Source organism: Tepidibacter mesophilus, assembly GCF_002724055.1.
In the GTDB taxonomy this organism is placed as follows: domain Bacteria; phylum Bacillota; class Clostridia; order Peptostreptococcales; family Peptostreptococcaceae; genus Tepidibacter_A; species Tepidibacter_A mesophilus.
This window is the reverse complement of record NZ_BDQY01000031.1, coordinates 20,246-30,368: the sequence shown is the minus strand read 5'-3', so window position 1 is coordinate 30,368 and position 10,123 is coordinate 20,246. Positions and strand designations below refer to the sequence as shown.

Below are 10,123 nucleotides of genomic sequence, written 5' to 3'. Positions count from 1 at the left end.
GTTATACGAGACTTAAAGGTCTTAAAAAAAATAAAATGCAAGCTTTGCTTGTTTTCACATGTCTCAATTTAAAAAAGTTAGCCCTTTGGATATGGAATAAGTCTCCTGAAAGGCTGTTTTTGAGTATATTTGTACAAATAAAAGCTATTCCTCATACAATTTATGGAAAAATAAAGAAAAACTTATGCATAGCATAGCTAAGTACATAAGTTTTGTCTTCAAACTGAGAGGTGTATGCCTCTTTTTTTAATTGTATCCATCTACAACTACTTCAAGTTCACCAGTTTCGGGATCTATTATAAGTCCATGAACAGATACTTTTTTGTGTATTAATGGATGATTCTTTATAGCCATTACACTTTCTCTTACAGAATCATTCACACAATCAAATCCATGTAACCATTTTTTTAGATTTATTCCTGCATACTCAAGGGTTGTCATAGTGTCTTTTGAAATACCTTTGTCTATCATCTTTTGGATAGTTTTGTCTGTATTTAAACTACTCATTCCGCATCCATGATGACCTATAACAAAAATTTCTTCGGCTTCTAATTCATATATTGCAACTAAAATACTTCTCATAATACTTCCGAATGGATGAGTAATTACTCCTCCAGCATTTTTAATTATTTTTGCATCTCCATTTTTTAAGTTTAATGCACGCGGAAGTAATTCTGTTAATCGTGTATCCATACATGAAAATATAACCATTTTTTTACCTGGATATTTTGTAGCTTTGAATTCTTCATATTTTTTATTCTCTACGAATGACTTATTGTGTATTAATATTTCATTTAGTTTATTCAAAGAAATCTCTCCTTTTCAAAAGGTATTTTATTCATTATAATCGTAAAATCATTTGATTTCTAGTCCTTTGTTAAAAATAATATTTGAGATTAAGTTTAGAATGAATAAAAAATTCGCTTCATGCTAACGCATTGCTCATGGCGCCAACAAGTCTGACGGCTCTGTTGCTTAAAATAGTTGATACTGCAGTTCTTTCATCAATATTGGATTTAAAATTTTATAATGTATTAGTATATTAAAAGACTGTTAACGATGATACTGTCAACAGTCTAAAGAATTATACTAATATATTCCTTCTTGAAATATATCTCTTATTTCATCTATATCATTAGTTTTTCCAAGAGCTAGCATTAACTTTATCCTAGCTTTTTGACCGGGAAGATTACCTCCTAGTATGCATCCAAGATCTACTAAATCTCTTCCTGAACCTTCATATCCATAAGTATCTAAAACTCTTCCTGAGTGGCATCTAGATACTATAACTACAGGTATGCTTTTTTCTTTTGCATATCTAACCCCATCTAACATTGTTGGAGGAATGTTTCCTCTTCCCATAGCTTCTATAACTATACCCTTAGATCCTGAGTCTATAGAAAATTTTATAAATTTTGAATCCATCCCAACTACAACTTTAATTAAATCAACATTAGATTCAAGTTTATGAGTATGTATATGTTGTTTTCTTACTATGTCTCTATGAAGAATCAACTTATTGTCATCTATTATTCCGAGTGGCCCATAAGTCATAGATTTGAAAGTATCAAGACTTAATGTGTTTGTTTTAGTTACTTCTGATGCTAGGTTTACTTCGTTATTCATAACTACTAAAACACCTTTATTTTGAGCTTCATCAGCTATGACAGTACAAACTGCTGCGGCAAGATTACTTGGCCCATCGTAACCAAGCTCTGAAGAATTTCTCATAGCTCCAACAACCACTACTGGCTTTTGAGTATAAAGAGTTAAACCTAAAAAATAGGCAGTTTCTTCTAGACTATCAGTACCGTGAGTTACAACAACACCAGTTATATCGTCTCTATCGACTAAACTTGATATTAAATTTTTAAGATCCATCATCATTGTAGGTGTGATATGAGGTCCTGGAATCTCTGAAAAATTAACAACTTCTATATCTGCTATGGTATCTATATTAGTTACCATAGACATTATTTGTTCTCCTGAGAGAGAAGGGATAGCGGCACCTATTCTAGAATCTACTGTCATAGATATTGTTCCACCTGTAAAGACTATAGCGACCTTTTTTTTATTCATAAAGTCTACCTCCTTAAAAATACTGTACATTAATTATATAATATTAAACATGATTATAATTGATTATTATAAAAAAAATCAAAAAAAAACCTGCCATATAGGCAGGCTTCACATTCTAAAATGTGAAAATCCGTTCAAAAGGGGTATTGGGAATAGAGATTTTATTGAGGTTACCAGGGGGATAACCACTAAAAATAGTATAACAAAATACGACATGTTTTGCAACAGTTTTTAAAAAAATATATTAATCTACATATTTTTTATTTTTAACAGAATATAAATTTATATATTATAATATAAGTGCGCTTATATTATAATATTGTTATAATTAAAAATAGAGGGGGTCATGCAAATGGATAAAATTAAACAATTGTTAGAAAATTTAAGAAAAAGAGGTATTGAAGCCAAATTTTTTGAAACTAGAGACGACATAAAAAAAGATATATTAAACGAAGTCGATGAAAATGATTTAGTGGCAATAGGGGGATCTATGTCTATACAAGAGATAGATATATATGATAACCTTGTAAACAAGTCTAAAGAGGTACTTTGGCACTGGAAGGTTGAGCCTGATAAGAGAATGGATCTTCTTAAAAAAGCTATTTTCTCTGATGTATACTTATCGAGTACAAATGCGATATTAGAAGACGGAAGAATAATAAATATAGATGGTGTAGGTAATAGAGTTGCATCTATGTTCTTTGGTCCAAAGAAAGTGATTCTTGTATGCGGTATAAATAAAATATGTAAGGATTATAATGATGCTATGAATAGAATAAAGACGTCAGCATGTCCAAATAATGCTAGAAGACTTAATCTAAATACTCCTTGTGCTAAAATAGATTCTTGTATAGATTGTAAAAATGAGCAAAGAATGTGTATGGTAACTAGTATAATAGAAAAGAAACCACCTACAATAGATTTTAAAGTATATATATTAAATGAAGAAATAGGGTATTAACTTTACAACAAAAGCCAAATAATATAATATATTATTTGGCTTTAATATATAGTATATACTACTAACTAGAAGGTGATTATAAATGGAGATATATTTAGATAATAGTGCGACTACCAAACCATATAAGGAAGTAGTCAATAAAATGGTTTATGCTTTAACTGAGCAGTATGCAAATCCTTCCTCTATACATAGAAAAGGTGTACTTGTAGAAAAAGAAATAAAGAATGCTAGAAAAGAAATAGCAAAGTATACAGGTGCTAAGGAAAAAGAAATATTCTTCACATCTGGAGGGACGGAATCTAATAATATAATAATAAGAGGTTTAGCTTATGCTAATCATAGAAGTGGTAAGCATCTAATAACTACTAAAATAGAACACCCTTCCGTATTAAATACTTTTAAAGATTTAGAAAAAGACGGATATGAAGTTACATACTTAGGCGTAAATGAAAAGGGATTAGTAGATTTTGAAGATTTTAAGAATGCTTTAAGAGAAGATACAACACTTGTAAGTGTTATGCATGTAAATAATGAAGTAGGAACTATTCAGCCTGTCGATAAAATAGGTAGATACTTATCTAAATTAAAGAGAAAGGTATATTTACATGTAGATGCAGTGCAATCATTTGGGAAAATAGATTTCAAGCCATCAAAATACAATATAGATTTAATGTCTGTAAGTGGTCATAAAATACACGGTCCAAAGGGAATCGGTTTTGTATATATTAAAGAAAATACTAAGATAAAGTCTATTGTAACAGGTGGAGGACAAGAAAGTGCATTTAGATCTGGAACTGAAAATGTACCGGGAATTTTTGGACTATCTGAGGCTGTTAGAATAACAATGGACAATCTAAAGGATAATATAGATAAGGTTACTAATTTAAAAGAACTATTACTTAATGAAATAAACTCTAATATAGATGATATAAAGATAAATAGCAGTGAAGATGGAGTATGTCATATATTAAATGTATCGTTTATAGGAATAAAGGGAGAAATACTTCTTCATTATTTAGAAGAAGATAATATATATGTATCAACGGGGTCAGCTTGCTCTTCTAAGAAAAAAGGAAGTCACGTTTTAATAGAGATGGGTCTTTCTAATAAAGAAATAGAAGGGGCTATAAGATTTAGCTTATCTACTATGAATAAAGAAGAAGATATAAAGAATGCTGTTGAAATAATAAAGAAAAAAGTTGAGGAATTAAGAATTATAATAAATAAGAGGTGAAGTAATGTATAATGTAGTAATAGCCAGATACGGAGAAATAGGAGTAAAAGGTAAAAATAGATATATATTTGAAGACAAGCTTGTAAAAAATATTAAAAATGCTTTAAAACCACTAGGCAAGTTAAATGTATACAAGCAGTTTGGAAGAATATATATAGACATTGAAGAGTATGATTATGAAAATATAATAGAAGAAGCTAGAAAGGTTTTTGGAATAGTTTCATTAAGCCCTGCTGTTAAATTCGAAAATGATTATGAAAAATTAAAGGAAGTATCACTTCAAATATTAAAAGATAAGATAGAGTTTGAAGATGTAAACACTTTTAAAGTAGAGTCTAAGCGAACTGATAAAACATTCAAAATGACTTCACTTGAAATGAGTAGAGATATAGGAGGATACTTACTATCTGAACTAGGTGATAAAATAAAAGTTGATGTAAGAAATCCTGATGTTAAGGTTGAAGCAGAACTAAGAGAAGAGTGTTGTGTAGCTTATCTAGAGAGAATAGATGGATACGGAGGATTGCCTCTTGGAACTAATGGAAAAGCAATGGTTTTATTATCGGGAGGAATAGATTCTCCTGTAGCAGGCTGGATGGTAGCTAAAAGAGGAGTTGACCTTGAGTTAATGCATTACCATAGTTATCCGTTTACTAGTGAGAGATCTAAAGAGAAGGTAGAAGAATTAGCAAGAATCTTATCTAAATACTGTGGGAAACTTAGAATGCACAGTGTAAATCTTCTTCCTATACAAAAACAGATAAACGAGCATTGCAAAGAAGAGGAAATGACAATTATATCTAGAAGATTTATGATGAGAATAACTGAAAAAGTAGCTGTAGCTAAAGGGTGTAATGCACTTGTTACAGGAGAGAGTATAGGGCAAGTTGCATCTCAAACTATACAAGGACTTACTGTTACTAATGCGTCGGTTGATATACCTGTATTTAGACCTTTAATAGCTATGGATAAGAGTGAAATAGTTGATATAGCTAAAAAGATAGGAACCTTTGAAACTTCTATAATACCAGAAGAAGATTGCTGTACAGTATTTTTACCTAAAAATCCTGTTACAAAACCAAAGCTTGAGAAAATAATGTTATCAGAACAAAATCTTGATATAGAAAAGCTTATAGATGAAGCTATAGAGAACATGGAAGTTATAGATATAACATTATAGAGTGAAATTTAATTGAAATACATTTCAGGGTTTAGAGTTTAGGAGAAAAAATACCTTAACTTTAAACCCTTAATTTATATTAAATTTATATATATAAAAAAAACCATACTGTTTTTAAATCAAGAGGAGTATAATTGATATAGAGTATTATAATATATTAGTAGGAGGTTCTGTTATGATAAAAAAAGAAAGAATAGTTGAAAAGTTTTTAGAATATGTTCAAATTGATAGTGAAACAAAAAATGAAAAATTATTTGCGAATAAAATAAAACTTGAACTAGAAGAACTAGGGCTTGATGTATACATAGATAAAGCTGGAGATAAAGTTGGTTCAAATACGGGAAACATTATAGCTAAACTAAAAGGAAATAAAGATATTGAGCCTATTCTATTTAGTGCGCATATGGATACTGTTACTCCTGGTATATGCATTAAACCTGTTATAAAAGACGGAGTTATATACAGTGATGGGAATACGATTCTAGGAGCGGATGATAAGGCAGGCATAGCAGCTATTATAGAAGCAGTAAGAATACTAAAAGAAGAAAATATAGACCATGGAAATATAGAAATAGTCTTTAGTGTTTATGAAGAAGGTGGTCTTTATGGATCTAAAAATCTAGAGTATAATAAGATTGAAAGTAAAAGAGCATTCGTTTTAGATAGTGGTGGGTCGCCAGGGGAAATCATAATAAAGGGACCTGCACAAGATAATTTAGTAGCTAAGATTGTAGGAATACCAGCTCATGCAGGTGTTTGCCCGGAGGAAGGGATAAGTGCTATTCAAGTCGCAGCATCAGCCATAGCTAAGATGAATCTACTTAGAATAGATGAAGAAACTACTGCTAACATTGGGATAATAGAGGGTGGTAAAGCTACGAATATAGTTTGTCCAGAAGTTACTATAGAAGGAGAATCTAGAAGTTTAGTAAATGAAAAACTAGATAAACAAACAGCCCATATGGTTAAATGTATAGAAGAGGCTTGTGAAGAGTTTGGGACTAAAGCGGAAATAGACACATGTCGTTCTTATTCAGCCTTTAATGTAGATGAGAATGATGAAGTAGTGAATATTGTTAGAAATGCTTGCTCTATATTAGGGTTTGAAGTTACTACTAAGGCATCTGGTGGAGGAAGTGATACGAATGTGTTAAATGGAAATGGAATTAAGGCTGTGAATCTAGGTGTAGGAATGAAGAAGGCACATACGCTAGAGGAGTATATTAGTATAGAAGACTTAGTAAATACTTCTAAGCTTGTATTAGAAATAATTAAGAATGCATAAAGGTTAGGTTTTAAGCATCTTTATTTTTTAATAAAACAATAGAATATATAAAAAAAGAACAGGGACAAAAATTTGTCCTTGTTCTTTATTTTATTGCTATATCTATTCCGTAATCTTTAAATATCTTAGATGCCTTTAATACATCTTCATCATTTGCATCTTCAATTCCTTTTAATGGATACTCATATCCAAGTTCTTCCCACTTGAATCTTCCCATAGAATGATAAGGAAGTATCTCAACTTTTTCTATATTATCAAGTGTATTTATAAATTTACAAAGATTTCTTATATCATCTTCATTATCTGTAACACCTGGAACTAGAACGTATCTTATCCAAGTGGGTATTTTTTTATCAGATAAATGTTTTGCTAAATTTAATGTTTTATCGTTGTAAACCCCAGTTAAATCTTTAAAAGCATCCCTATTGATATGCTTTATATCTAGTAATATTAAGTCTGTATAATCAAGTATAGGATCTATAACGTCTATATCTACAAATCCAGAAGTATCTATAGCTGTGTGTATATCACTGTCTTTAGCTTTCATAAGTAAGCTCTTTAAAAATTCAGGCTGTAAAGTAGGATCTCCACCAGATACAGTAAGACCTCCACTTGATGAAATCATAAAAGGCTTGTATTTAACAATCTCATGTATAAGTTCATCAACATCATATTCCTTTCCGCCTTTAGAGTCCCATGTATCTCTATTGTGACAATACTTACATCTAAGAGGACAGCCTTGAGTAAATACTATAAATCTAATTCCAGGACCATCTACAGTTCCAAAAGTTTCTAAAGAGTGTACTCTACCCTTAATACCCATACAAAACACCACCTTAAATTAAAATTTAAAATAAAATTCGCTCTATGCTACCGCATAGCTCATATCGCCAACGAGTCCTACGGGCTCCGTTGCTCAAAAATAGTTGACATTGTAGTTTTTTATTAATATTATCTACAATTTTGAAATATATAATTTTTTATAGAAAATAAAGTCCTAACATAATTGTTAGGACTTTATTTAATAATACTACATATTTGAGTGGAAAGTTCTATTTATAACGTCTAATTGTTGTTCTCTAGTTAATTTGATAAAGTTAACTGCATAACCAGATACACGTATTGTAAGTTGAGGATACTTTTCAGGGTGATCCATAGCATCAAGTAGAGTTTCTTTATCGAATACGTTTACGTTGATGTGGTGTCCTTTTTGAATGAAATATCCATCAAGTAAGAATGTTAAATTGTTTATTCTTTCTTCATCAGTCTTACCTATAGCCTTAGGAACGACAGTGAATGTGTAAGAAATACCATCTTGAGAATGCTCATATGGAAGCTTAGCAACTGAAGATATAGAAGCAAGACAACCTTTTGTATCTCTTCCGTGCATTGGATTAGCTCCAGGGCCGAATGGTTCTCCGGCTTTTCTTCCATCAGGAGTATTACCCGTTTTCTTACCATAAACTACGTTTGAAGTTATAGTTAATATTGATTGAGTGTGAAGAGAGTTTCTGTAAGTTTTGTTCTTTCTTATTTTGTTCATGAATGTTTCAACTAAGTTAGATGCTAATGAATCAACTGCATCATCATTATTTCCGAATTTAGGGAAATCTCCTTCAGTTTCAAAATCAACAGCCATACCGTTCTCGTCTCTTATAACTTTAACTTTAGCATGCTTTATAGCTGATAAAGAGTCAGCACATACAGAAAGTCCTGCTATACCACAAGCCATAGTTCTAAAAACATCTCTATCATGTAAAGCCATTTGAGCTTTTTCATAAGAATATTTATCATGCATGTAGTGAATTACATTTAATGTATTTACATATAAATTAGCTAACCAATCAAGGAATAAGTCAAATCTTTCCATAACCTCATCGAACTCTAAGTAATCAGCAGTAATAGGAGCAAATTTAGGTCCTACTTGGATTCCTTTTTTCTCATCTACACCACCATTTATAGCATACAATAAAGCTTTAGCAAGGTTACATCTAGCTCCGAAGAACTGCATTTGCTTACCAATTCTCATAGCAGAAACACAACAAGCTATACCATAATCGTCTCCCCAATAAGATCTCATCAAGTCATCATTTTCGTATTGAATAGAGCTTGTATCTATAGAAACTTTAGAACAGAATTTCTTAAAGTTTTCTGGAAGGTCTTTAGACCAAAGTACAGTTAAGTTAGGCTCTGGTGCAGCACCTAAAGTATATAGAGTATTCAATGTTCTAAACGCAGTTTTAGTAACAAGAGTTCTTCCGTCAATACCCATACCACCTACAGTTTCTGTTACCCAAGTTGGATCACCAGAGAATAAATCATTGTATTCAGGAGTTCTTAAGAATCTAACCATTCTAAGCTTCATAACGAAGTGATCCATTATTTCTTGAGCTTCTTCTTCAGTTAAAACTCCATTTTTAATATCTCTTTCAAAGTAAATATCTAAGAAAGTTGAAACTCTACCTAAACTCATTGCAGCTCCATTTTGATCTTTAACTGCTGAAAGGTAACCAAAATATGTCCACTGAACAGCTTCTTTAGAATTCTGAGCAGGTCTTGATAAATCAAATCCGTATTCAGCTCCCATTTTAATCATTTCTTTTAAAGCTTTAATTTGCTCAGATATTTCTTCTCTTAATCTTATAATATCTTCGTCCATTGTCATAACATTTAAAGATTCTTTTTGAGCATTTTTATCTTCTATTAATCTATTTATACCGTAAAGAGCTATTCTTCTATAGTCTCCGATTATTCTACCTCTACCGTAAGCATCTGGAAGACCAGTTATTATACCAGCGCTTCTAGCAGCTCTCATTTCAGGAGTATATGCATCAAATACTCCTTCGTTATGAGTTTTTCTGTAGTTAGAAAAAATTTCTTTAATATTTGAATCTAATTCATAACCGTATGCTTTGCAAGAATTTTCAACCATTCTGATTCCACCATAAGGCATTACAGCTCTTTTAAGAGGAGCATCAGTTTGAAGACCAACAATAGTTTCTAAGTCTTTATTTATATATCCAGCTTTGTAAGCATCTATAGCTGACACTATATTAGTATCAACATCTAAAGTACCACCATTTTCAACTTCTTTTTTCATTAAATCTGAAACTTCGTTCCATAATTTTTTAGTGTTTTCAGTAGCACCTGATAGGAAAGAATCATTTCCTTCATATGGGGTATAGTTAAGTTGGATAAAGTCTCTTACATCTATTTCTTTAGACCAATTTCCCGTTTTAAAAGTTTTCCATGCATTTATCATTACAATCACTCCTTAAAAAGTAATATTTCATTAATTTATAAAAATATATAAATAATTGTTTCTTTTATATAAAAATATAATAACATAAAACCTAAGAATATTGTATACAATATTCAAATGTT

8 protein-coding genes and 1 pseudogene are annotated in these 10,123 nt (G+C 30.9%); 5 read left to right on the top strand and 4 right to left on the bottom strand.

What is annotated here, in order from left to right; all coding sequences use genetic code 11:
- A pseudogene (locus Tmeso_RS16750) lies at positions 1-197 on the top strand (hypothetical protein); the annotation flags it as partial.
- 49 nt (positions 198-246) lie between these two features.
- Here the strand turns inward: Tmeso_RS16750 and Tmeso_RS14575 are convergent.
- Together Tmeso_RS14575 and Tmeso_RS14570 are read right to left on the bottom strand one after the other, a co-directional pair.
- The gene (locus tag Tmeso_RS14575) at positions 247-807 is read right to left on the bottom strand and encodes a beta-class carbonic anhydrase (RefSeq protein WP_099192479.1); all 561 of its coding nucleotides are present in this window, start codon (positions 805-807) and stop codon (positions 247-249) included.
- Between the two features lie 282 nt (positions 808-1,089).
- Complete coding sequence (locus Tmeso_RS14570; RefSeq protein ID WP_099192478.1) at positions 1,090-2,079, bottom strand: asparaginase; 990 nt, start codon at positions 2,077-2,079, stop codon at positions 1,090-1,092.
- A 352-nt stretch (positions 2,080-2,431) separates the two neighbouring features.
- Between Tmeso_RS14570 and Tmeso_RS14565 the strand changes: the two genes are divergently transcribed.
- The 4 genes from Tmeso_RS14565 to Tmeso_RS14550 all read left to right on the top strand — a co-directional run bounded on the left by Tmeso_RS14565 (position 2,432) and on the right by Tmeso_RS14550 (position 6,739).
- Entirely contained in the window at positions 2,432-3,040 is a 609-nt protein-coding gene (locus tag Tmeso_RS14565) for a lactate utilization protein (protein ID WP_099192477.1), read from the top strand.
- Positions 3,041-3,122: 82 nt separating this feature from the next.
- Entirely contained in the window at positions 3,123-4,274 is a 1,152-nt protein-coding gene (locus tag Tmeso_RS14560; RefSeq protein ID WP_099192476.1) for a cysteine desulfurase family protein, read from the top strand.
- Between the two features lie 4 nt (positions 4,275-4,278).
- Positions 4,279-5,454 (top strand): tRNA uracil 4-sulfurtransferase ThiI, encoded by a 1,176-nt coding sequence (gene thiI / locus Tmeso_RS14555; RefSeq protein WP_099192475.1) that lies wholly within the window; start codon positions 4,279-4,281, stop codon positions 5,452-5,454.
- A 175-nt stretch (positions 5,455-5,629) separates the two neighbouring features.
- Positions 5,630-6,739, top strand: a complete 1,110-nt coding sequence (locus Tmeso_RS14550) for a M20/M25/M40 family metallo-hydrolase (protein WP_099192474.1) — start codon at positions 5,630-5,632, stop codon at positions 6,737-6,739.
- A gap of 85 nt (positions 6,740-6,824) precedes the next feature.
- On the opposite strand, the gene pflA is transcribed toward Tmeso_RS14550, so the two are convergent.
- The gene (gene pflA, locus Tmeso_RS14545) at positions 6,825-7,562 is read right to left on the bottom strand and encodes a pyruvate formate-lyase-activating protein (protein ID WP_099192473.1); all 738 of its coding nucleotides are present in this window, start codon (positions 7,560-7,562) and stop codon (positions 6,825-6,827) included.
- Positions 7,563-7,769: 207 nt separating this feature from the next.
- Positions 7,770-9,998 carry a formate C-acetyltransferase gene (gene pflB / locus Tmeso_RS14540; RefSeq protein WP_099192480.1) on the bottom strand — a complete coding sequence of 743 codons (2,229 nt, stop codon included), beginning with the start codon at positions 9,996-9,998 and terminating at the stop codon, positions 7,770-7,772.
- Positions 9,999-10,123 lie beyond the last annotated feature (125 nt).

Excerpts from the sequence above, each read along its gene's own strand:
- pflA (WP_099192473.1), bottom strand. The coding sequence starts at position 7,562 with ATGGGTATTAAGGGTAGAGTACACTCTTTAGAAACTTTTGGAACTGTA.
- thiI (WP_099192475.1), top strand. The coding sequence starts at position 4,279 with ATGTATAATGTAGTAATAGCCAGATACGGAGAAATAGGAGTAAAAGGT.
- Tmeso_RS14570 (WP_099192478.1), bottom strand. The coding sequence starts at position 2,079 with ATGAATAAAAAAAAGGTCGCTATAGTCTTTACAGGTGGAACAATATCT.
- Tmeso_RS14550 (WP_099192474.1), top strand. The coding sequence starts at position 5,630 with ATGATAAAAAAAGAAAGAATAGTTGAAAAGTTTTTAGAATATGTTCAA.
- Tmeso_RS14560 (WP_099192476.1), top strand. The coding sequence starts at position 3,123 with ATGGAGATATATTTAGATAATAGTGCGACTACCAAACCATATAAGGAA.
- Tmeso_RS14565 (WP_099192477.1), top strand. The coding sequence starts at position 2,432 with ATGGATAAAATTAAACAATTGTTAGAAAATTTAAGAAAAAGAGGTATT.